Origin of the sequence: Mesorhizobium sp. C416B (genome assembly GCF_030323165.1) — a bacterium.
In the GTDB taxonomy this organism is placed as follows: Bacteria; Pseudomonadota; Alphaproteobacteria; order Rhizobiales; family Rhizobiaceae; genus Mesorhizobium.
Genome location: NZ_CP100471.1, coordinates 3,175,289 through 3,196,735 on the forward strand (window position 1 = coordinate 3,175,289; position 21,447 = coordinate 3,196,735).

The 21,447-nt window shown below is 64.2% G+C and carries 19 protein-coding genes; 10 read left to right on the forward strand and 9 right to left on the reverse strand.

The genetic code is table 11. The annotated features are described in order from the left end of the window. Positions 1–10 precede the first annotated feature (10 nt). On the reverse strand, positions 11–1,603 hold the full coding sequence (locus NLY43_RS15480; RefSeq protein ID WP_023712617.1) for a peptide chain release factor 3: 1,593 nt from the start codon (positions 1,601–1,603) through the stop codon (positions 11–13). 140 nt (positions 1,604–1,743) lie between these two features. On the opposite strand from NLY43_RS15480, the gene NLY43_RS15485 reads away from it, so the two are divergent. Beyond that, positions 1,744–2,817: an NAD(P)/FAD-dependent oxidoreductase gene (locus NLY43_RS15485; protein ID WP_023712618.1), complete on the forward strand. Its 1,074-nt coding sequence runs from the start codon at positions 1,744–1,746 to the stop codon at positions 2,815–2,817. Here NLY43_RS15485 and NLY43_RS15490 read toward each other — a convergent pair. The 3 genes from NLY43_RS15490 to NLY43_RS15500 form a co-directional block, all read right to left on the reverse strand. After that, complete coding sequence (locus tag NLY43_RS15490; protein ID WP_023712619.1) at positions 2,811–4,184, reverse strand: amidase; 1,374 nt, start codon at positions 4,182–4,184, stop codon at positions 2,811–2,813. The genes NLY43_RS15485 and NLY43_RS15490 overlap by 7 nt on opposite strands. Positions 4,185–4,339: 155 nt before the next feature. Continuing rightward, entirely contained in the window at positions 4,340–5,134 is a 795-nt protein-coding gene (locus NLY43_RS15495; RefSeq protein ID WP_023692647.1) for a class II glutamine amidotransferase, read from the reverse strand. A 15-nt stretch (positions 5,135–5,149) separates the two neighbouring features. Beyond that, complete coding sequence (locus NLY43_RS15500; RefSeq protein WP_023685117.1) at positions 5,150–5,404, reverse strand: DUF6356 family protein; 255 nt, start codon at positions 5,402–5,404, stop codon at positions 5,150–5,152. 114 nt (positions 5,405–5,518) lie between these two features. Here NLY43_RS15500 and NLY43_RS15505 point away from each other — a divergent pair, with 114 nt between their 5' ends. The 6 genes from NLY43_RS15505 (at position 5,519) to NLY43_RS15530 (ending at position 10,106) form a co-directional block, all read left to right on the forward strand. Further along, positions 5,519–5,989 carry an Lrp/AsnC family transcriptional regulator gene (locus NLY43_RS15505; protein WP_023690042.1) on the forward strand — a complete coding sequence of 157 codons (471 nt, stop codon included), beginning with the start codon at positions 5,519–5,521 and terminating at the stop codon, positions 5,987–5,989. Between the two features lie 85 nt (positions 5,990–6,074). Next, positions 6,075–6,560: a dUTP diphosphatase gene (gene dut, locus NLY43_RS15510; RefSeq protein ID WP_023712620.1), complete on the forward strand. Its 486-nt coding sequence runs from the start codon at positions 6,075–6,077 to the stop codon at positions 6,558–6,560. Next, complete coding sequence (locus NLY43_RS15515) at positions 6,561–7,220, forward strand: HAD family hydrolase (protein WP_023713561.1); 660 nt, start codon at positions 6,561–6,563, stop codon at positions 7,218–7,220. 176 nt (positions 7,221–7,396) lie between these two features. Beyond that, on the forward strand, positions 7,397–8,215 hold the full coding sequence (locus NLY43_RS15520) for a hypothetical protein (protein ID WP_245264052.1): 819 nt from the start codon (positions 7,397–7,399) through the stop codon (positions 8,213–8,215). Positions 8,216–8,291: 76 nt separating this feature from the next. Then, the gene (locus tag NLY43_RS15525) at positions 8,292–9,095 is read left to right on the forward strand and encodes an isocitrate lyase/PEP mutase family protein (RefSeq protein WP_023672876.1); all 804 of its coding nucleotides are present in this window, start codon (positions 8,292–8,294) and stop codon (positions 9,093–9,095) included. Positions 9,096–9,107: 12 nt separating this feature from the next. Then, positions 9,108–10,106 (forward strand): proline racemase family protein, encoded by a 999-nt coding sequence (locus NLY43_RS15530; RefSeq protein WP_023712622.1) that lies wholly within the window; start codon positions 9,108–9,110, stop codon positions 10,104–10,106. Positions 10,107–10,111: 5 nt separating this feature from the next. Here the strand turns inward: NLY43_RS15530 and NLY43_RS15535 are convergent, their stop codons facing one another. Together NLY43_RS15535 and NLY43_RS15540 are read right to left on the reverse strand one after the other, a co-directional pair. Beyond that, entirely contained in the window at positions 10,112–10,813 is a 702-nt protein-coding gene (locus NLY43_RS15535) for a sulfate transporter family protein (protein ID WP_023690036.1), read from the reverse strand. A gap of 197 nt (positions 10,814–11,010) precedes the next feature. Further along, the gene (locus NLY43_RS15540; protein WP_023690035.1) at positions 11,011–11,913 is read right to left on the reverse strand and encodes a DMT family transporter; all 903 of its coding nucleotides are present in this window, start codon (positions 11,911–11,913) and stop codon (positions 11,011–11,013) included. Between the two features lie 215 nt (positions 11,914–12,128). On the opposite strand from NLY43_RS15540, the gene NLY43_RS15545 reads away from it, so the two are divergent. After that, on the forward strand, positions 12,129–13,121 hold the full coding sequence (locus NLY43_RS15545) for an adenosine kinase (protein ID WP_023692653.1): 993 nt from the start codon (positions 12,129–12,131) through the stop codon (positions 13,119–13,121). A 70-nt stretch (positions 13,122–13,191) separates the two neighbouring features. Here NLY43_RS15545 and NLY43_RS15550 read toward each other — a convergent pair whose 3' ends face one another. From NLY43_RS15550 to NLY43_RS15560, 3 genes are all read right to left on the reverse strand, one after another. After that, a complete protein-coding gene (locus tag NLY43_RS15550) occupies positions 13,192–14,265 on the reverse strand; it encodes a sensor domain-containing diguanylate cyclase (protein WP_023712860.1) in 1,074 nt (357 codons plus the stop codon). 124 nt (positions 14,266–14,389) lie between these two features. Continuing rightward, complete coding sequence (locus tag NLY43_RS15555; RefSeq protein WP_023685127.1) at positions 14,390–16,669, reverse strand: NADP-dependent malic enzyme; 2,280 nt, start codon at positions 16,667–16,669, stop codon at positions 14,390–14,392. A gap of 143 nt (positions 16,670–16,812) precedes the next feature. Beyond that, positions 16,813–17,994, reverse strand: coding sequence for a glycosyltransferase family protein (locus NLY43_RS15560; protein ID WP_031200463.1), 1,182 nt, complete (start codon positions 17,992–17,994; stop codon positions 16,813–16,815). Positions 17,995–18,159: 165 nt separating this feature from the next. Between NLY43_RS15560 and mutS the strand changes: the two genes are divergently transcribed. Together mutS and NLY43_RS15570 are read left to right on the forward strand one after the other, a co-directional pair. After that, the gene (mutS, locus tag NLY43_RS15565; RefSeq protein ID WP_023712861.1) at positions 18,160–20,889 is read left to right on the forward strand and encodes a DNA mismatch repair protein MutS; all 2,730 of its coding nucleotides are present in this window, start codon (positions 18,160–18,162) and stop codon (positions 20,887–20,889) included. Between the two features lie 73 nt (positions 20,890–20,962). After that, the gene (locus NLY43_RS15570) at positions 20,963–21,427 is read left to right on the forward strand and encodes a nuclear transport factor 2 family protein (RefSeq protein ID WP_023712862.1); all 465 of its coding nucleotides are present in this window, start codon (positions 20,963–20,965) and stop codon (positions 21,425–21,427) included. Positions 21,428–21,447: the final 20 nt, after the last annotated feature.

The following is a 21,447-nucleotide window of genomic DNA, read 5'->3' on the forward strand; positions in this document are numbered from 1 at the left end:
AGATGGCGCCTTACGCCGCCTTGTCGCGGACCTGGTAGTCCTTGACGGTTGCGAAGCGGATCGCCTTCCAGCGTTCGGCTTCGTAGTTCAGCGAGAAGGCGTGCTGGGCCAGAAACACAGGGTCGTTGTCGAGGTCGCGGGCGATGTCGCCGCGATGCGCTTCGATGAAGCGAAGCGTCTCGCCCTTGTCGTCGGCCGAGATCCAGCGGCAGACCGAGAAGCGCGACATTTCGAATTCGACCGGCAGCGTGTATTCGAAATTCAGCCGCTCCTTCAAGACGTCGAGCTGCAACGCGCCGACGACACCGACGATGGCCGGCGAGCCGTCTTCCGGCGAAAACAGCTGCACGACGCCTTCCTCGGCCATCTGGTGCAGCGCTTCCTTGAGTTTTTTCGCCTTCATCGCGTCGCCGAGGCGCACACGGCGCAGGATTTCCGGCGCGAAGTTAGGTACGCCGCGGAACAGTATCTCCTCGCCTTCGGTCAGCGTATCGCCGATACGCAGCGTGCCGTGGTTGGGAATGCCGACGACATCGCCGGCAAACGCTTCGTCGGCGGTGACGCGGGTGCGGGCAAAGAAGAACTGCGGCGCCGACAGGCTCATCGGCTTGCCGGTGCGCACCAGCTTGGCCTTCATGCCGCGCTCGAGCTTGCCCGAACAGACGCGCACGAAGGCGATGCGGTCGCGATGGTTGGGGTCCATATTGGCCTGGATCTTGAACACGAAGGACGTCATCTTCTCCTCCGTCGCCTCGACCTTGCGGGTGTCTGCCTCCTGCGCGCGCGGCGGCGGCCCGAAGGCGCCGAGCGCCTCGATCAGGTCGCGCACGCCGTAATTGCGCAGCGCGGAGCCGAAATAGACCGGTGTCAGATGGCCTTCTCGGAAGGCGTCGATGTCGAGCGGGCGGCAAGCTTCGCGCGCGAGCTCCAGCTCCTCGATGAAGGCCTCGCGCTCGTTTTCCGGCAGCAGGCCGGCGACGCGGTTGGAGTCGGGGCCGTTGACCGGCGTGCGGTCTTTCTCGGCATCGCCCCTGCGCACAGCGTTGAGCGCCAGGTGGTAGGTGCCGGCAAAAGTCTTGCCGCGGCCGATCGGCCAGGTGATGGGGGCGGTGTCCAGCGCCAACTTCTGCTCGATCTCGTCGAGAATTTCGAACGGGTCGCGGCTTTCGCGGTCCATCTTGTTGATGAAGGTGATGATCGGGATGTCGCGCAGCCGGCAGACCTCGAACAGTTTCAGCGTGCGCGGCTCGATGCCCTTGGCGGCGTCGATGACCATGACGGCCGAGTCGACCGCCGAGAGCGTACGATAGGTGTCGTCGGCGAAATCCTCGTGACCTGGCGTGTCGAGCAGGTTGAAGACATTGTCCTCGTATTCGAAGGTCATCACCGAAGTGACGACCGAAATGCCGCGCTCGCGCTCGATCTTCATCCAGTCGGACCGGGTCTGGATGCGGTCCTTCTTGGCCTTGACCTCGCCGGCAAGCTGGATGGCGCCGCCGAACAGCAGCAGCTTTTCGGTGAGCGTCGTCTTGCCGGCGTCGGGGTGGGCGATGATCGCGAAAGTGCGGCGGCGCGATACCGCCTGTTCGATGTCTTCAGCCAATTTCTGGAATCCTGTCTGTGGCGCGGGCTTCTAGCAGCGCATTGCCAGCCTGTCGACCGTTTCGGGCCGGCAGGCCTCGACCGCCCTTGAGCTTAACCCGCTGCGGTGGCATCAGAGGAGCCCATTTTGAGAGGTCCGGTATGAGCAGCGCTAAAGAAGTCATCGTCATCGGCGCCGGCATTGTCGGCGCTTCCATCGCCTGGCACCTGACCAAGGCTGGCGCGCGGGTGACGGTGGTTTCGGAGAGCGGCGCCGGTGGCGTCGCGACGCCCAATTCCTTTGCCTGGATCAACGCCAGCTGGGGTAACCCCGAAATCTATTTCCGGCTGCGCACCCGCGCCATGGCCGAGTGGAAGCGGCTGGCAGACGAGTTGCCTGGACTGCCGCTCGCCTGGTGCGGCGGCTTGTGCTGGGATTTGCCGGCCGACCGGCTCGAAGCCTACGCGGCTGAGCACGCTTCCTGGGGTTACGGCATCGAACGCGTCGACGCCGGGCGGGCAGCGCAAATCGAGCCCAATCTCGTCGAGCCGCCGGAATTCGCTGTCTATGTCGCGGAAGAAGGCGTGGCCGAACCGGTCGCAGCGGCCAAGGCGCTGCTGGCCGACGCAGAACGGCAAGGTGCGCGCGTTCTCTCCAGTTCTGTAACCGCACTTGTCCAGACCGATGGCAGGATTGCCGGTGTCGATACATCGCATGGGCTGATGCCAGCCGAAGAGGTGGTGATCGCAGCCGGTGTCGGGGCGCCCGATATTGCCGCTACCGCCGGCATCAAGCTGCCGATCGAGACGCCGCCCGGTCTGATCGTCCACTCGCAGCCCTACAAGAAGCTCCTCACCGGGCTGGTGCATGCCGAGAGGCTGCATATGCGCCAGACGGCGGAGGGCCGCATCATCGCCGGCTCGGATTTCGCGGGGAGCGATCCCGGTGAGAATCCCGACGCCACGGCGCGCGAGCTGTTTGCAGCAATGAAGGCGGCTTTGCGCGGCGCCGACGAACTGGAATTCGATTTCCACACGGTTGGCTACCGGCCGACGCCGATCGACGGCTTTCCGATCATCGGCCGCGCCGAGGGCGCCGACGGCCTCTATGTCGCCGTCATGCATTCCGGCATCACGCTGGCGCCCGCGGTCGGGCTGTTCGCCACGCGCGAAATTCTCGACGGCGAGCGTGATCCGCTGCTGACGCCTTATGGGTTGGGTCGGTTTGCTCAGTAGCCCGGCGTACGCTTGAAGCCGCCGGTCAGCGCTTCGATCGCCTTGGCGATGCCGAGCAGCCGCGATTCCGACCAGCGCTTGCCGACCAGTTGCAGGCCGATAGGCAGGCCGTCGCGGTCTTGCCCGCAGGGCAGCGAGAGTGCCGGATGGCCGGAATAATTGAAGACCGCGCCATAGGCCGGTAGCATCCAATAGCTTTGCTCCTTGCCGTCGACTTCGATCGGCGTGCCGGGCTCACAATGCGCGAAGGCCGTGGTCATGGCGACCGGGCACAGCAAGGCATCGCAGGTTTCGAAGAACCTGTCCCAGGCCAGGATCGAGCGGTCGCGGCGAGCGAGCGCCTCGAACCAATTGGTGATCGGCGTTGGCTGCTCCGGCGGTTCGGGCTGCGCTGCCTCCAGCATCATGCCGATCAGATCGCCGCCCTGCTCCAGATCGTCATGCAGATCGATCTCAGGCAAGTTCGCTTCTTCCACAATCACCCCTGCTGATTGCAAGCGCTTGGCCAGGCTTTCGACCGCGGCAGCGATTTTACCAGCCACCGGAAAGCCGGGGAAGGACGGCGCGACGGCGATGCGCAATGTCTTGAGGTCGAGCCTGGGCATGGCCTCTACGGGCACCGGCGCGAGGTCGGTGTCTGCTCCGTCCGGGCCGGCGATGATTTTGTAGATCAGCGCAAGATCGTCCACGCTGCGCGCCAGCGGGCCGAGGCAGGACATCAGCCGCACGCTACGCGCCGCGCCGTTCGGATCGGGGAAGGCGCCGGCCAGGGACACGCGGTGCTCGGTCGGTTTCAACCCGTAGACGCCGCAAAAAGCCGACGGCAGGCGGATCGAATCCTGCATGTCGGTGCCGACATCGAACGGCGTCATGCCGGTCGCCACCGCTGCCGCTGCGCCACCGCTGGACCCGCCTGACGTGCGCGAGCGGTTCCACGGATTGCTGGTGCGACCGAACAGCGGATTGTCCGATTGCCAGTCGCCCAGCATCGTCGCGACATTGGTCTTTCCAATCAGGATGCCGCCTGCGGCTTTCAATCGGGCGACGACCGGACTGTCTGCCTTTGCCACATAGTCGGCGAATGGTGCGAAACCAACCGTGGTCTTCATATCAGCGGTTTGGTGCATGTCCTTCAACGTGAAAGGCACGCCATGCAGCGGTCCGAGCCCATCGCCGCGCGCCTGCACCGCGTCGGCCTGTTTCGCGCGCTCGCGGGCGCCTTCCCGCTCGAGATTGACGACCGCGTTGACCGCCTCGTTATGCAGGTCAATCTGCGCCAGTTGCGCGTCTAGCGCCTCAACGGCGGAGATTTTTCGCGCCGCAATCGTCGTAGCGAGGTCGACGGTCGAGGAGAAGACTAGGTCCATGGCGAATGCTCCGGCAGTCGGCGCCTTCGCCAAATGGCAGGCGCGGCTTGAAGTGAGTTCAGCATTTCTAGGACAGGGAACGCTTGATCGTAATTGCGCTGACCGGTTCGGTTGAGGGGGGCGCGAAGGAATGCGGCCTACCCTGTTTCCTTCGATCAGCCCACCAGCGCGAGCTTCGCAGTTGCCGGCACGAACGGCCGAATAACCATCCCATCGCCGCTGATCGTGACAAAACTCGCGGGCGGGATGGCCTGCCATTCCCCGCCCTCGCGATCGAAAGGCTCCGACACGATGCAACGGCCGGCATTGCGCACCGACGTGTACAGCGTCGGCGCGTGATCGTCGCTGGCATAGCGCACGGCATACAGCGCCTTTCCATCCGAAAAGGCCGCAGTCAGTTTCAAGGCTGGCTCCAGACCGGCGCGGCGCGATGCCTCGATGACGCGGGCGGTGGCGCGCGATACTGCCCCTTGCGGGTCGCCAGCAAGACCCTCGTCGATCATCAGCAGGAAAAGCAGCTCGGAATCGGTGGTGCCCTCGCGCTGGTCGAAGACGGCGTCGCAGAGCGAGTTCTCCAGCGCGCGGCGGATCTTTTCGAAGCCGCCGATCTGGCCATTGTGCATGAACGACCAGCTGCCGGAGATGAAGGGATGGCAGTTCATGCGGCTGGTGGCGCCGCCGGTCGACGCCCTGACATGGGCGAGGAACAGGCCGGATTTGATCTGCCGGCACAGGCTTTTCAGATTGGGATCCGACCAGGCCGGCAGGATGTCGCGGTAGAGGCCGGGCTCGGGCCGGTCGCCATACCAGGCAAGGCCGAAACCGTCTCCATTGGTCGGCGACTTGGCTTCCTGGGCGCAATGGCTCTGGGCAATCAGCGAGTGGCAAGGCGCGGTGACGACGTCTTCGAGGAAGACCGCTTCACCCAGATAGGCCGCCCATCTGCACATCGCTTCTAACCAATCCTAGGCGCGATCCAAGAGAGCCTGGGGCTCCTTGACCGCGTGCGAGCCTCTGTTGTGCGTCCGTTCATAGAGTTCGCGAACGATTCGGCTTGCCGTAGTTTCGAAGAGAAACGGCAAGAAAGCGTGAACGAGTGCCGCACCAGCGGCCATCAGGAGGCGCGAGCAGAACCAGGCGGCAAAGGCCATATGGCTGAAATAGGTCTCGCCCACCTTGGCCGGGTGAGAGGTGAACAGCTTCGAAAACAGCGTCGTCATGGTGATCCCTCCTGCCGGGATAAGCCCCGATGTGGGTATCCTGCCACGGGGTAAAGGTTCATCGGTCTCAATTTGTCCTTGTCTAACGCCGTCGTTCGGGACATTCCTCCCAACATGGCGCTTGAATTCGATGAAATCGACCGAAGATTGCTGGCCGAGCTGCAACGCGACGGCACACTGTCGGTCGATCAGCTCTCCGAAAAAGTGTCGCTGTCGCGCAACGCCTGCTGGCGCCGGGTCAAGCGGCTGGAAGAGGACGGCGTCATCACCGGGCGGGTGGCGCTGGTCGATGCCGACAAGCTCGGGCTCGGGCTTTCGGTGTTCATCCTGATCCGCACGTCCAATCATGACCCGGACTGGCTGCAGAAGTTTCGGGCGGCGGTGACTGGTTTTCCCGAGATCACCGGAGTCTATCGCATGTCCGGCGATCTCGACTACGTGCTGCGCGCCCGCGTCGCTGACATGAAGGCCTATGACCGGCTCTATCAGCGGCTGATCGCCAAGGTGGCGCTGTCGGACGTTTCGGCCTCCTTCGTCATGGAGGAGATCAAGGAGACGACGGTCGTTCCGGTGGAATTGCGCTAGGTCACACTGACGCCCGAAAGAAAGCCGTTGATAGGCCTGCGGACGAGTTGACCGAATCGCCGTTCGCGCCGATAGGATCGATTTTATGCGCGCAGCCCTCCACAATTCCTCCGTCATCGGTCCAACCGTCGGCTTCGTCAGGTTGCCGCATGGCGATGGACTTCCCCTTCCCGCTTACGAAAGCACCGGCGCCGCCGGCATGGATCTGCGCGCCGCGGTGCCGGAAGACCGGCCGCTGCTGATCCTGCCTGGCAAGCGCGCCTTGGTGCCGACCGGTCTGATCCTGGAAATTCCCGAAGGAATGGAAGGCCAGGTGCGGCCGCGCTCCGGCCTTGCCTTCAAGCATGGGCTGACCGTCCTCAATTCACCGGGCACGATCGACAGCGACTATCGCGGCGAGGTCAAGGTGCTGCTGGTCAACCTTGGCGACGAGGATTTCGCGGTGACGCGCGGCATGCGCATTGCCCAGATCGTCTTTGCCGCGGTGACGCAGGTGACGGTTGAGGAGCGCTCGCTGGCCGGCGCCACGACGCGCGGCGCGGGCGGGTTCGGATCGACCGGCACCGCCTGAATGAGCATACCGAAACTGGTCATCTTCGACTGCGACGGTATCTTGGTCGACACCGAGAACCTTGCCAACCGGCGGCTTGCCGAGTGGTTTGTTGCCGCCGGTTATCCCACCACATTCGAATATTGCCGCAAATATTTTTCCGGCCGCAGCATGGCTTCGGTGCAGAAGGAAATCGAAGAGACGACCACGGTGCGGCTCGGCGCCGATTTCGTCGATCGCTGGAATGCCGGCCTGCCCGATCTGTTTGCGCATGGCGTCGAGGCGATCCCCTATGTGCGCGACTTCATCGAGGCGGTTCGCGCGGCCGGCATTCCCTATTGCGTCGCCACTTCCGCGCGTATCTCGAAGATGCACATCACGCTCGGCCAGACCGGGCTGCTGCCGCTGTTCGAGCATGGCATGTTCTCTTCGACCATGGTCAGCCGCGGCAAGCCGTTCCCGGACCTGTTCCTGCATGCGGCAAAGACCATGGGCTTTGTGCCCGCCGACTGCATCGTCATCGAGGACAGCGTTGCCGGCACGCAGGCCGGCATTGCCGCCGGCATGCGTGTCTATTCCTATCATGGCGATCCCTATTCCGACCGCGATGGCCTGGCCAGCGCCGGCGGCGTCCTGTTCGACGACATGCGCGAACTTGCCGGGCTGGTGCCGATCCACTGAAGCTGTGTTAGGTTCCGCGCGGCCAGCCTGAGGCGCCCATGCCAACGAACCTGCTTCGCTCCATCCTAAAGCGTTTCACCGTTTCATGGAAACGGCGAACCGCTCTATCTTTTTGTTTTGTCGCAATTTCCGGCCGGAAAACCGCACACACTTTTCCTGAAATTGCTCTAGCGCTTGTGCTGCTGCCGTGGCTTTGGACCGCAGCCGGCGCGCAAGCCGTCAGCTTCCCGGAATTCGGCAGCGCCATCCCCGGCCACATGGATGTGACCTATCTGGACCTCGCAAGGATGGTCATTCCCGGCCTCGCAGGTAACAGCAACGGTTTCTACCGGGGTGGATTGCCGATCGAGATGCGCCACATCGAGGGACCGGATGGCGGCGGTTCGCCGCCTGAGACATCGGGCCTCTCCAACGCCGGCGTGCTCGCCATCAAGGCCGGGGGCAAGGACCGGCTGGCGATGCTCTACGACCTCGGCGACTCTCCCGACAGCGCCGAAGGCTATGCCGTGCTGGCGCTCTACGACATCACAGACAAGCCGAAGCTGCTCGACGCCGTCAATGTCGCGCTCGACCGCGGCACCTATTTCCGTGAACCGGGCAAGCTTTCCGTTGGGCCGAACGACGACATCGTGATCACCATGAGCGCGCATTTCAATTCAAGCCAAAACTACGCAATCACGCCGCTGATCATGGTGCGCGACGACAAATTCCAACTGATCGACATGATCTTCACCTTCGATGAGAACCTGTGCGCCTACAGCCGGAAGCAGGACGTTGCTTTCCAGACGATCGCTGACGGACAGCCTCATGCCGCGGTCAAAGTGACGGTGACCGACGCCACGGTGCTCAACGGCGAGAGCTGCGACGACCAGCCGCCCAAGCCTGAAGCCCACGCAATTTCCGTCACCTATCATTGGGACAAAAAAACGTTGCACTATGTCAAGGATTCCGATGCGCTGGACAGATTGGCAGGAGAGAACGCCAAACGCTTCTGAGCCAACCGCATTCGTTTGCTCGGTGCATTGCTGCACGATAGAATCTGCCGGCATTTCGCATCTGAAGGGAGCACTCATGGACAAGGGCAAGATCTTTCGCGACCTGCACGCCTCGACCTTCGTCATGCCCAACCCCTGGGATGTCGGCACGACCAAGCTCCTGGCGTCCTTCGGTTTCAAGGCGCTGGCGACCACCAGCGCCGGTTTTGCCTTCTCGCGCGGCCTGCCCGATGGCGCAGTGACCTTCGAGGCGATGATCCACCATTGCCGCGAGCTGACGGCGGCAACCAGCCTGCCGGTGTCGGCCGATCTCGAGAAAGGCAAGGGCGACAGCGCGACGAGTGCCGCCGAGACGGTTTTTGCGGCCGAAGCGGCAGGTCTCGCCGGCTGCTCGATCGAGGACCATACCGGCGATCCCGACAAGCCCATCTATGAGTTTTCACACGCCGTCGAGCGCGTTGCAGCTGCTGCTGAAGCCGCACGGGCGCTCAAGCATGATTTCGTCTTCACCGCGCGGGCCGAGAATTTCCTTTGGGGCAAACCGGATCTCGACGACACGATCAAGCGGCTGCAGGCCTTCGAAAAGGCCGGCGCCGACGTGCTCTATGCGCCGGGCCTCAAAGATGTCGAGACCATCCGGAACGTCTGCTCGGCAGTGAGCAGGCCGGTCAATGTCATGGCACTCCCGGCCTTCACCATCGCCGACCTCGCCATGGCCGGGGTCAAGCGCATCTCGCTTGGGCCGTGGCTGACCAATTTCGCCTTCGGCATGCTGGAAACCGCGGCGCGAGAGATCCAGCAGGACGGCACGTTCGGCTTCACCCGCGCCGCCATGCCGTTCGGCAAATTGCAGGCGCTGTTTTCCAAATCCTCAGGGTAGGGGTCCCGGCGCATGACGCTCACCGTCGTCGACATGCACACCGGCGGTGAGCCGGTCAGGATCGTCACGGACGGCTATCCAGACATTCCCAAAGGCACGATCCTGGAAAAGCGCGCCTATGTGCGCGACCACCTCGACCATTTGCGCAAGCTGCTGATCTTCGAGCCGCGCGGCCACTACGACATGTATGGCGCGCTGCTGGTGGAGCCCGACCTGCCCGGCGCCGAGCTGGCCGTGCTGTTTATGCACAACGAGGGCTATTCGACGATGTGCGGCCACGCCATCATTGCGCTTGGCCGCTACGCCGTCGACGAAGGGCTGGTGGTCAAGCAGGAGCCAATCACCACCGTCAACATCGAGGCGCCGTGCGGCATGGTCGTCGCCTCGGTCGAGGTCAGGGACGGCAAAGCGGGATCGGTGTCGTTCGAAAGCGTGCCGGCCTTTCTGTTTGCCCATGACCAACAAATCGAATTGGGGGGATACGGCAAGATTGCGTTCGACATCGCCTATGGCGGCGCCTTCTACGCGCTGGCCGACTGCCATCAATTCGGCCTGGAGTTCGGCCGCAGCCGGGTGCGCGATTTCGTCGACGCGGCAACCGCGCTGACCGAACGGCTGAAGGCGGCGTTCCCTCTATCGCATCCCGACCATGCCGATCTCGCTTTCCTCTACGGCACCATCCTCACCGATGGACACGATGCGTTCTCCGGCGAGGCAACAAAAAACATCTGCGTCTTTGCCGATGCCGAGGTCGACCGCTCGCCGACCGGCTCCGGCGTCACCGCGCGGCTGGCGGCAATGCATGCCAAGGGTGAGATCAACCCTGGTCAGGAGCGGTCCTTCGAAAGCATCGCCGGCTCGCGCTTTTCCGGAGCGGTGGCGCGCACGACCATGGCCGGCCCGCATGATGCGATCATCGCCCGCGTCGGCGGCCACGCCTACTATTCGGGCCGGGCGGAATTCACCGTCGAGCCGGATGACGAATTGGGACGCGGTTTTCTTCTGCGTTGATAGGCCTATCGCCCGGCGCTCTCCCGCGCGCCGACCGCCTTGTGCAGATGCACCATCATGGCGGCGGCAAAGAGCGGCGTCAGCAGGTTGAGCAGGGGCACGGCGAGAAAGGCGGCAATGAGCAGCCCGGCCAGAAACACGGTGCCGGCATGTTTCCGGCGCAACGCCCTCGCCTCGTCTTCCGGGCGGAAGCGCATGGCGGCGAATTCGAAGAATTCACGTCCCAGCAGATAGCCGTTGACGATGAAGAAGGCGGCGATGTTGACGCCCGGAACCAACAGAAGCAGCAGGGCGACGATGTTGCCCAGGATGACAACGCCGAAGAATTTCACCGACAACACGAGCGAGCGCAGCGCCGGCATGGCGCGTCCGACGGGATCGGCCGGATAGTCGGTGCGCTCGACCACTTCGGCGATGTCTTCGAGAAACAGGCCCGCCACGATTGCCGTCACCGGCGCGATCAGCAGCGCCATCCCGAAGGCAAGCGCGATGGCAGCGATGATGCCGCTCAGCCATCCGGCCCAGGACGGCAGGCCGGGCAGCAAGGAGTGAACCCATGGCAGGGCCAGCCAATCGACAAGCCCGGTCAAGACGAACCACAACGCGACCAGCGCCAGGACGGTCAAGCCCAGCGTCTTCAGGAAAACCGCGCGGAATTCGGGAGAAAACAGCCGGCTGAAGGCGGCGCGGGCAGCGTTGAAGATCACGGCGTTTCACCCCCAGGAACGAACGGATATCTCCGACATAGGCTGAGACCCTGTCAGCCGCAAGCCTGCTGGAGCGGGCGCAATTCCGGACGGGAACTAGAGCATGATCCCAAAAAGTGGGTACCGGTTTTTGGAAAAGATCATGCTTCAACAAAGGGTTAGATCATGATGAGATTTCAACCAAATCTCATCACGATCTAGCGCGCCAGCGCCCGGGAGCGGGCTGGGATGGTCATTGCCGCAACGCCGGCGACGACGCAGCCCATGCCCCAGAAAGCTGTCGGCCCAAGGCTCTCGCCGAGGAACACGACGCCGATGCCGACGCCGATCGGCACGCGCAGATAGGCCTGCGACGTCGTGCCGACCGAACCAAGCGTGTGGATGAGGCGGAAAAAGATGCAGAAGGCCAGCGCCGTGGAGAACACCGACAATGCCAACAAGGCCAGTATCGACGCCATTGAAGGCGACAGGGTCCACGGGCGGTCGAAGGCCAGGCTCAAGGGGACGAGGATGACCGCGCCGCACAGCATCGAGCCGGCGGCCGGCAGCATCGGGTCGAGTCCCCTAAAGCCGCGGCCGAAAATGGCGGCGCCGGCATAGCAGACCGTGGCGGCAATGACGGCAAGCTGCGCCCACAATTGATGGCCGAGCCCGCCAAGCGCCTGGGTGCCGACGATCAGGCAAATGCCGGCAATGCCGGCACCGACACCGAACAGCTTGCGTGCGGTCACGGATTCATGGCGGGTGATAAGCGCGGTCAGCAGGAAGGTGAAGATCGGCGAGGTCGCGTTGAGAATGGTGGCGAGGCCGGCGTCGATGGAGCGCTCGGCGGCGGCGATCAGCGTGAATGGCACGACGCTGTTGAGGCAGGCCTGGACCATGAACCGCCACAAGGTCGCGCTGTCCTTGGGCATGGCGAGGCCGCGCCAGCGGATCAGCGCGAGCAGGATGGCGCCGGCAATCAAGGTGCGGGCAGCGATGAAGGATATCGGCGGGATCGTCTCGACACCGATCTTGATGAAGGTATAGGACGCGCCCCACAGGGCGGCCAGCACGCCAAGCAGCGCCAGTTCGGTGGTCATGTCGGTCTTTGCTTGCATGCGGGTGCTTCCAGCGCTTGATTTGAGGCCAAGCTTGTAGGCGACCCGGCGGTCAGATGCTTCGGCCACGGTCGAACTGTGATGGAGCCTCGTCCCAGGCGCGCGCGCCGGCTTGGGCCGGCAAAGGATGGAAATCGGTTGCCATTTTTCGGGGTGATGCTGTAGACCCGCCCGGGCGCGGCAGAAAGCCGGCAGGTTCCGAGGCGGAGACATTGATGCCGGATTTTGACGTGCTTTGCATCGGCAATGCCATTGTCGACATCATCGCCCAGTGCGACGACGCTTTTCTCGAGACCAACGGCATCATCAAGGGTGCGATGAACCTCATCGACACCAAGCGCGCCGAGCTGCTCTACAGCCGCATGGGGCCGGCGATCGAGGCCTCGGGCGGCAGCGCCGGCAACACGGCGGCGGGCGTCGCCAGCTTCGGCGGCCGCGCCGCCTTCTTCGGCAAGGTGTCGAACGATCCGCTCGGCGAAATCTACGCCCATGACATCCATGCCCAGGGCGTTGCCTTCGACACCAGGCCGCTTGAGGGACAGCCGCCGACGGCGCGCTCGATGATATTCGTCACCCCCGATGGCGAGCGTTCGATGAATACCTATCTCGGCGCCTGCGTCGAACTCGGCCCGGAAGACGTCGAGGCCGACAAGGCATCCGGCGCCAAGGTTACCTATTTCGAGGGCTATCTGTGGGATCCGCCGCGCGCCAAGGAGGCGATCCGGCAGACGGCGAAGCTCGCACACGAGGCCGGGCGCGAAGTGTCGATGACGTTGTCGGATTCGTTCTGCGTCGACCGCTACCGGGACGAGTTCCTCGAGCTGATGCGCTCGGGCACTGTCGACATCGTCTTTGCCAACAGCCACGAGATCAAGTCGCTCTACCAGACAAAATCCTTCGACGAGGCGCTGGCGGCTATCCGCAAGGACTGCAAGATTGCCGCCGTCACCCGCTCCGAAAAAGGCTCAGTGATCGTGCGCGGCGACGAGACCGTCACCATCCAGGCGACGACGATCCGCGAACTGGTCGACACCACTGGCGCCGGCGACCTCTACGCCGCCGGTTTCCTCTATGGCTATACGAGCGGGCGCAGCCTGAAGGATTGCGGCGATCTCGGCTCGCTAGCCGCCGGGCTGGTGATCCAGCAGCTTGGGCCAAGGCCGCGGCAGAATTTGCGCAGCGCGGCCCAACTGGCGGGGTTGCTGTAGGGCCATCTTTCGGCGCGCAGCGCCCAGCCAGATGAGGGTGCCCGCCGGTTCAGGCTGTCCGGCGCTCCGCTCAGGCGGTGCGGCGAAGGCCGTCGGACGTAGGCCCGGGTTCCAAAGCCCCGGCGGTGACCAGCCGGTTGCGGCCGCTCTTTTTGCCGATGTACATCAGTCGGTCGGCGAGCGTTATCAGCGCCTCCGAATCGGACGCTTCCGCCGGGTAGATGGCGACGCCAACGGTGCAACCAACATGGATGGCACCATTCGGCGTCGGCACCTTGATCCGCAGCTTTTCCAGGATACGTTCGGCGACGCCCACGGCCTTCTGTCGGGCCCGGCTAGCCTCTCCTGAAAACAGGAATGCGAACTCGTCTCCACCGAGCCGCGCCACGAAATCAGCGCTGCGCAGGATGGTGCGAAGCTGACCCGCCACCTCCTGCAGCAGCGCGTCGCCGGCCTCGTGGCCGAGCGTGTCGTTGACCTTCTTGAACCTATCGAGGTCGATGAACAGCAGGCCGGCCGCCTGGCCGGTGCTGTCGCAGCGGTCGATCACCGACCTCAGCTCGTTGTGAAAGGCGCGCCGGTTGGGCAGGCCGGTCAATGCATCGTGGTTGGCCGAGTGGTCGCTGTGCTGCTTGGCCAGCTCGATCTCGCGCTTTTGTACGGAGAGTTCCTCATTGGCGGCCTTGAGTTCGAGCAGCAGCTCGGCGTTGAGATCCTCGACGACCTTGCGGTCGCTGATGTCGACGACGAAACCTTCCAGGAATTCCAGTTCGCCGGCCTCGTCCCAGACGCCGCCGCCGATCTCGCGGACCCAGAGCGGCTCGCCGACCTGCGGCACGATGCGGTAGTCGACGTTCCAGTTGCAGCGCGCCTCGAGCGCGGTATCGACGGCGGCATAGACGGCAGCGAGATCATCCGGGTGGATGGCCGAGACATAGTCGCGCACGGCATTTTGAATGAAGTCGCTCGGCCGATAACCGCTGACGGTGAAAATGCCGTCGCTGATGTAGAGCATGGTGTAGGACGCATCGTTGCGGCAACGGTAGAGATAACCGTCCATGCGGCCGGTGATGCTGAGCAGCGCGTCCAGCCGCTCGTCGTGGTAGACCCCGTGGCCGACCACAGATGCCGTGTCATGCTTCATGGCCGCACCCCCGTTTTGGCGGTCTGAGCGCGCCGCCAATGCCATAAGGCCATAGGGGGCGAGAACGTTCCCTATAGCAGCCGAATATTATCAATCTCTTATGGGTTGGCGATTTTGCCGCGAATCAGGCTCCCGCGCTATAGGCCGCGATCGCAGCCATGTTGACGATGTCCGAATCCTTGGCGTTGAGCGAGACGATCTGGACCGGCTTGTTGAGGCCGACCAGCAGCGGGCCGATGACGGTGGAGCCGCCGAGTTCCTGCAGCATCTTGGTCGAGATCGAGGCCGAGTGGAACGCCGGCATGATCAGCACATTGGCAGGGCCGGTCAGCCGGATGAACGGGTACTGGGCCATGGCGCGGGCGTTGAGCGCCACGTCGGCGGCCATCTCGCCGTCATATTCGAAATCGACGCGGCGCTTGTCGAGGATGCGCACCGCTTCCTGCACGCGCTCGGAACGTTCGCCCTGCGGGTGGCCGAAGGTCGAATAGGCAAGCATGGCGAGCCTCGGCTCGTAGCCCATGCGGCGGGCGAAGCCCGCGGCCTCCTCGGCGATATCGGCGATCTGCTCGGCATTGGGCATGTCGTGCACGGCGGTGTCGGCGACGAGGACTGTCTTGCCCCGCGCGAGCACGATGGAGACGCCGATGACGCGGTGGCCGGGCTTGGCGTCGATGACGCGGCGGATATCGTCGAGCGCCGTGGAATAGTTGCGGGTGACGCCGGTGACGATGCCGTCGGCATCGCCCAGCGCCACCATGCAGGCGGCGAAATGGTTGCGGTCGTTGTTGATCAGCCGCTGGCAGTCGCGGAACAGGAAGCCTTTGCGCTGCATGCGCTCGTAGAGATAATCGGTATAGATGCCGTTGCGGCGCGACAGCCTGGCATTGATGATCTCGATGCCTTGCTTGTTGAGGTCGATGCCGGCGTGCCTGGCGTTTTCCTTGATGACATCGTCGCGGCCGAGCAGGATCGCGGTGCCGAGCTTCTGGTTCACATAGGAGACGGCGGCGCGCATCACCTGTTCTTCCTCGCCCTCGGCAAAGACGATGCGCTTGGGCTGGCGGCGGACGCGGTCGTAGATGCGCTGCAAGGTCGAGGCGATCGGGTCGCGGCGGGCCGACAGTTCCTGCGCGTAGCGGTCGAGGTCGAGGATCGGCTTGCGGGCGACGCCTGACTCCATCGCCGCCTTGGCCACAGCGAGCGGGATGGCCGAGATCAGGCGCGGATCGAACGGCACCGGGATGATGTAGTTGGGGCCGAATTTCGGCCGGTTGCCCTGATAGGCGGCGGCGACATCATCGGGCACGTCCTTGCGCGCCAGGTCGGCCAGCGCTCTCGCTGCGGCGATCTTCATGTCGTCATTGATGGTGGTGGCCCTGACATCCAGCGCACCGCGGAAGATGTAGGGGAAGCCCAGCACATTGTTGACCTGGTTGGGGTAGTCCGAACGCCCGGTGGCCATGATGGCGTCGGTGCGGATTTCGGCCACTTCCTCCGGCGTGATCTCCGGGTCGGGATTGGCCATGGCGAAGATGATCGGGTTCTTGGCCATCGACTGCACCATCTTGGTGGTCAATGCGCCCTTGGCCGACAGGCCGAGGAAGACGTCGGCGCCGTCCAGCGCCTCGGCCAGGCTGCGCGTGTCGGTCTTGACCGCATGCGCCGACTTCCACTGGTTCATGCCTTCGGTGCGGCCCTGGTAGACGACGCCCTTGGTGTCGCACAGGATGATGTTCTCGGGGGCAAAGCCCATCGCCTTCATCAGTTCGATGCAGGCGATGCCGGCGGCGCCGGCGCCGTTGCAGACCATTTTCGTGGTCTTCATGTCGCGGCCGGTGATCTCCAGCGCGTTGATCAGCCCGGCGGCCGAGATGATGGCGGTGCCGTGCTGGTCGTCATGGAAGACCGGGATGTCCATCAATTCACGCAGGCGCTGCTCGATGATGAAGCATTCCGGCGCCTTGATGTCTTCCAGGTTGATGCCGCCGAAGGACGGGCCGAGAAAGCGCACGCAATTGATGAATTCGTCGGCATCCTCGGTGTCGACCTCGAGATCGATGGAATCGACATCGGCGAAGCGCTTGAACAGCACCGCCTTGCCTTCCATCACCGGCTTGGAGGCCAACGCGCCGAGATTGCCGAGGCCGAGAATGGCGGTGCCGTTGGAGATGACGGCGACCATGTTGCCGCGCGTCGTGTAGTCGAAGGCGCGGCTGGGGTCTTCGGCGATGGCCAGCACAGGAACCGCGACACCCGGCGAATAGGCGAGGCTCAGATCGCGCTGCGTCGCCATCGGCTTGGTGGCGACGATCTCCAGCTTGCCGGGGCGGCCCATGGCGTGGAATTCCAGCGCCTCCTCGGCGCTGACGGAGGGGCCGCTATTTTCGGTTTTCTTGGCCATGATGCTTTTGAATTCCTCGCCGGTGTCGCCCCCTTGAGACGGGTGCGTGTTTTTGAAACTTCTGGATCAAGGCTACACGCCACCGCTGTAAATCGCCAAGCGATCTTCACGCCCGCAGCGAAATCTCCCGAGGTCGAACGGCGTCACGTCGGCTCTGGCTCGCTGACGAAGGCAGCGATTTCGCGCACCGTTCCCCGTCGCATCATGCCGTCTGTGCCGGGGAAAGGCCACGTCTCGATGGGTGGCGCACGGCTTCCCTTGCGCCGCAGCAATGCAGTCAGGAACGCCATGAGTTCGATGCGCTGGGCGTGAACCTTCTCCAGCGTGCGGCGGCGGATGTGCTGACGCGGTATGGCACGATCTCGCAGCGTCTCGACGGCGCGGCGAATGGCAGCCGGTTCCGGATCGGCGACGATGCAATAATCCGGATCGAAATAGACGTCGCGACCGCCAAGGCTCGGCGTACTGACGATCGGCAGGCCGGCCATCAGATATTCCATCGAGGAGTACATCGCTCCTTCCACGGCCGACAGGCACAGCCCGACGGCGGCCTGGTTGTAGACGTGGTTGACCTGTTGCGCCGTCAGCTTGCCCGGCCAGCCGTCGACGAGCGGATTGGCGATCTGGTGGAGCGGCGAACGCGCCTGCAGTCGCCGAACAAAGGCGCGGGCGGCAACCGGCGGCAATTCGCCGATCGAATAGGTGATGTGGGCCAGCCGCTCTATGTCGAAGGCCAGGTGATGGCGTTTGATCGGCGAGATGCGGCCATTGTAGACCGCGTCGAATTCGACCGGCACGTCCGGCAGCGGCCGGAATATATCCTCCGACACCATCAGATTGTGGTTGGAGAAGATGGCATTGCCGCCCGCAGCCGCGACGAGACGGCGCTCTTCCTCGGTGTTGCACAGGAAGATGATTTCGTGCAGCGGAAACCGGCCGGCATACCAGGCGAGATCGCGGCCCATCCGGGCGATGACAGCCGGCCGCTCCATGGTCCAGGTCTGCATCGTCAGGAAGGTGACGCGCCGTCCCGCCAGGCGCCGGCCAAGGGCCGCCAGCGGATAGAGCGGACGGGCTCCGCCAATCGGGACATAGAGCACCAGCGGGTCGCGGCTGAGCACATGCAGCGACATCTCGATGCCGCTATCGAGATCGGACAGCGGTCCCCGTGTCGGCAGGAGGAAGGGGACGCGCTTGCGCACTGTCCCCCTAAGCTTGCTTTTGGTGCGGTGGACGCGCCGCGCCGCCAACAGCAGCAGGCGCTCAAGCGCCGATCCAGCCGGACCGACCAGCTCTTCGAACGCCTCCTGTTTGTCCTGATCCATGCCGCTTATCCCCGCCATGGCGATCATAGGGTCTGGTTGGCGCCCGAAGCAACCAACGGCTTCACCCGGCGTAGAGGGAGCACAAGCCGCCGTCGAGGCCGGTCGTCCCCTGCTTTTCGGGCCGCCGGCATTAAACCCCGCACCCACATCTGCTAGCGTGCGGGCATGAACATGCACACTTCAGCAGAAACCGACGCCCCCGAGGTGACACCGCCTGCGCCCGTCGGCAGCGTCACGCCGATGATGGAGCAATATATCGAGATCAAGGCGGCGAACCCAGACTCGCTGCTGTTCTACCGCATGGGCGATTTTTACGAGCTGTTCTTCGACGATGCCGAGAAGGCGAGCCGCGCGCTGGGCATCGTCCTGACCAAGCGCGGCAAGCACCAGGGCCATGACATTCCGATGTGCGGCGTGCCGGTGCATGCGGCCGACGACTATCTGCAGAAGCTGATCGGCCAGGGTTTCCGCGTCGCCGTCTGCGAGCAGGTCGAGGACCCGGCGGAAGCCAGGAAGCGCGGCGGCAAATCGGTCGTACGCCGTGACGTGGTGCGGCTGGTGACGCCCGGCACCATCACCGAGGACAAATTGCTGGCGCCGTCGGAATCGAGCTTCCTGATGGCGCTAGGGCGGGTGAAGGGCGGCAACAGCGGTGACGCCTTCGCCCTGGCCTGGATCGAGATCTCGACAGGCGTCTTCCGCGTCGCCGAAACCACGGCCGACCGCCTGCTGGCCGATGTCTTCCGCGTCGACCCGCGCGAGCTGATCGTCGCCGAGCCGGTGTTTTACGATCCCGAGCTGAAGCCGGTGTTCGACGTCATCGGCCGCGTCGCCAGCCCGCAGCCGCCGTCGCTTTTCGATTCGGCTTCGGCAGCGGGGCGGATCGCGCGCTTCTTCGAAGTGGCGACGCCTGACAGTTTCGGTGCCTTCTCGCGCGCCGAATTGTCGGCGATCTCGGGCGCCATCGCCTATGTCGAAAAGACGCAGAAGGCCGAGCGGCCGCCTTTGTCGCGTCCCGAACGCGAGGAGCAGGGCTCGACGCTGTTCATCGATCCTGCGACACGCGGCAATCTGGAACTGTTGCGCACGCTGTCGGGCAGCCGCGACGGCTCGCTGTTCAAGGCTATAGACCGCACGGTCACCGGCGGCGGCGCCAGGCTGCTCGCCGACCGGCTGATGGCGCCGCTGACCGATCCGGCGGCGATTGCTGCCCGGCTTGATTCGGTATCGTTCTTCCGCGCCGAGACGCGGCTCTGCCAGGCGGTGCGGTCAAGCCTGAAGAGCGTCGCCGACATGCCGCGAGCGCTGTCGCGGTTGGCGCTCAACCGCGGCGGCCCGCGCGACCTCGGCGCGCTGCGTGCCGGCTTTGAAGCGGCGGGCGCCATTGCCGAAATCTTCGCCGCAACAGCGCTGCCCCATGAATTGACGGAAGCACTTGCCGCGATAAAGGCGCTGCCGCGTGCGCTGGCCAAGCATCTGGCCCAGGCTCTTGGCGAGGAACTGCCGCTGCTGAGGCGCGACGGCGGCTTCGTGCGTGGCGGCTACCATGCCGAACTCGACGAAATGCGGGCGCTGCGCGACGAATCGCGCAAGGTGATCGCCGGACTGGAGCGCTCGCTGATCGAGGAGACCGGCATCCGCTCGCTGAAAATCCGGCACAACAATGTGCTGGGTTACTACATCGAGGTGACCGCCAACCACCATTCGATCATGACCGGAAGCGACGGCGCCAAGGCGCGCTTCATCCACCGCCAGACCATGGCCAATGCCATGCGTTTCACCACGACCGAACTTGCCGAACTCGAGACCAAGATCGCCAATGCCGCCGACCGGGCGCTGAGCATCGAGCTTGCCGCTTTCGATACGCTGACGGTTGAGGCGGTCGGCGAGGCGCAGAAGATCCGCGCCGGCGCCGATGCGCTCGCCGTGCTCGACGTGTCGGCGGCGCTCGCGCTGTTGTCGGAGAGCGAAGCCTGGTGCCGGCCGCTGGTCGATTCCAGCCTTGCCTTCGACATTTCGGGCGGGCGCCATCCTGTGGTGGAACAGGCGCTGCGGCGTTCGGGCGAAGGGCCGTTCGTCGCCAATGATTGCGATCTGTCGCCGCAAGACGGGGCCAAGGCCGGCGCGATCTGGCTGCTCACCGGTCCGAATATGGGCGGTAAGTCGACCTTCCTGCGGCAAAACGCACTGATCGCCATCCTCGCCCAAACCGGTTCCTTCGTGCCGGCGACGTCGGCCCATATCGGCGTTGTCGACCGGCTGTTCTCGCGGGTCGGCGCCTCGGACGATCTGGCGCGCGGCCGTTCGACCTTCATGGTCGAGATGGTAGAGACGGCGGCGATCCTCAACCAGGCCGGCGAACGGGCGCTGGTGATCCTGGACGAGATCGGTCGCGGCACCGCCACGTTCGATGGCCTGTCGATCGCCTGGGCGGCAGTCGAGTATCTGCACGAGAAGAACCGCTGCCGGGCGATCTTCGCCACTCATTTCCACGAAATGACGGCACTCTCCGGCAAGCTGCCGCGACTGCACAATGTCACGATGCGGGTCAAGGAGTGGGAAGGCGACGTGGTCTTCCTGCACGAGGTCGGCAAGGGTGCCGCCGATCGCTCCTATGGCGTTCAGGTCGCTCGCCTTGCCGGTCTGCCCGAAGCGGTGGTCGGCCGCGCCAAAGAGGTGCTGCATCAACTCGAGGAAGGCGATGTCTCCGGCAAGGCCAACCGACTGGTCGACGATCTGCCGCTGTTTTCGGTGGCAATGAAGCGGGAAGCGGCAAAGCCTGCGAAGAGCGACGCATTGGGCGCAGCGCTGGGTGAGATCAATCCAGACGAGATGACGCCGCGCGAGGCGCTGGAAGCACTCTACCGGCTGAAGGGGCTCGCGGGGAAAACCTAGTCCGATTTCAGCCTTGATCAATTGTACCGATTGGTACAATGCTCGCCATCGCCTTTCCCGATGGGAGAATGACATGAGCCGTCCGCCGCTGCCGCCCTTCACCGCCGAGACCGCCGCGCAGAAGGCGCGCATGGCCGAAGACGCCTGGAACAGCCGCGACCCAGAACGGGTTTCGCTCGCCTATACGCAGGACAGCACCTGGCGCAACCGCGCCGAGTTCGTCTCGGGCAGAAATGAGATCGTCTCCTTCCTCACACGCAAATGGGCGCGCGAGCTCGACTACCGGCTGATCAAGGAGGTCTGGACCTGGACCGACAACCGCATCGCGGTGCGCTTTGCCTATGAATGGCGCGACGACAGCGGCCACTGGTTCCGCTCCTACGGCAACGAGAACTGGGAATTCGACGCGGCCGGGTTGATGCGTCGGCGCGTTGCCAGCATCAATGACCTGCCGATCGCCGAGAGTGAGCGCAAATATCACTGGCCGCTCGGCCGCCGGCCCGACGACCATCCCGGCCTGACCGAACTCGGACTCTAGAGCATGATCCCTAGAACTGT

Coding starts and splice junctions, on each gene's coding strand:
- NLY43_RS15530 (WP_023712622.1), top strand. CDS start 9,108: ATGACGCTCACCGTCGTCGACATGCACACCGGCGGTGAGCCGGTCAGG.
- NLY43_RS15560 (WP_031200463.1), bottom strand. CDS start 17,994: ATGGATCAGGACAAACAGGAGGCGTTCGAAGAGCTGGTCGGTCCGGCT.
- NLY43_RS15490 (WP_023712619.1), bottom strand. CDS start 4,184: ATGGACCTAGTCTTCTCCTCGACCGTCGACCTCGCTACGACGATTGCG.
- NLY43_RS15495 (WP_023692647.1), bottom strand. CDS start 5,134: ATGTGCAGATGGGCGGCCTATCTGGGTGAAGCGGTCTTCCTCGAAGAC.
- NLY43_RS15515 (WP_023713561.1), top strand. CDS start 6,561: ATGAGCATACCGAAACTGGTCATCTTCGACTGCGACGGTATCTTGGTC.
- NLY43_RS15500 (WP_023685117.1), bottom strand. CDS start 5,404: ATGACGACGCTGTTTTCGAAGCTGTTCACCTCTCACCCGGCCAAGGTG.
- NLY43_RS15550 (WP_023712860.1), bottom strand. CDS start 14,265: ATGAAGCATGACACGGCATCTGTGGTCGGCCACGGGGTCTACCACGAC.
- NLY43_RS15505 (WP_023690042.1), top strand. CDS start 5,519: ATGGCGCTTGAATTCGATGAAATCGACCGAAGATTGCTGGCCGAGCTG.
- NLY43_RS15555 (WP_023685127.1), bottom strand. CDS start 16,669: ATGGCCAAGAAAACCGAAAATAGCGGCCCCTCCGTCAGCGCCGAGGAG.
- NLY43_RS15540 (WP_023690035.1), bottom strand. CDS start 11,913: ATGCAAGCAAAGACCGACATGACCACCGAACTGGCGCTGCTTGGCGTG.
- NLY43_RS15570 (WP_023712862.1), top strand. CDS start 20,963: ATGAGCCGTCCGCCGCTGCCGCCCTTCACCGCCGAGACCGCCGCGCAG.
- mutS (WP_023712861.1), top strand. CDS start 18,160: ATGAACATGCACACTTCAGCAGAAACCGACGCCCCCGAGGTGACACCG.
- NLY43_RS15545 (WP_023692653.1), top strand. CDS start 12,129: ATGCCGGATTTTGACGTGCTTTGCATCGGCAATGCCATTGTCGACATC.
- NLY43_RS15485 (WP_023712618.1), top strand. CDS start 1,744: ATGAGCAGCGCTAAAGAAGTCATCGTCATCGGCGCCGGCATTGTCGGC.
- NLY43_RS15525 (WP_023672876.1), top strand. CDS start 8,292: ATGGACAAGGGCAAGATCTTTCGCGACCTGCACGCCTCGACCTTCGTC.
- dut (WP_023712620.1), top strand. CDS start 6,075: ATGCGCGCAGCCCTCCACAATTCCTCCGTCATCGGTCCAACCGTCGGC.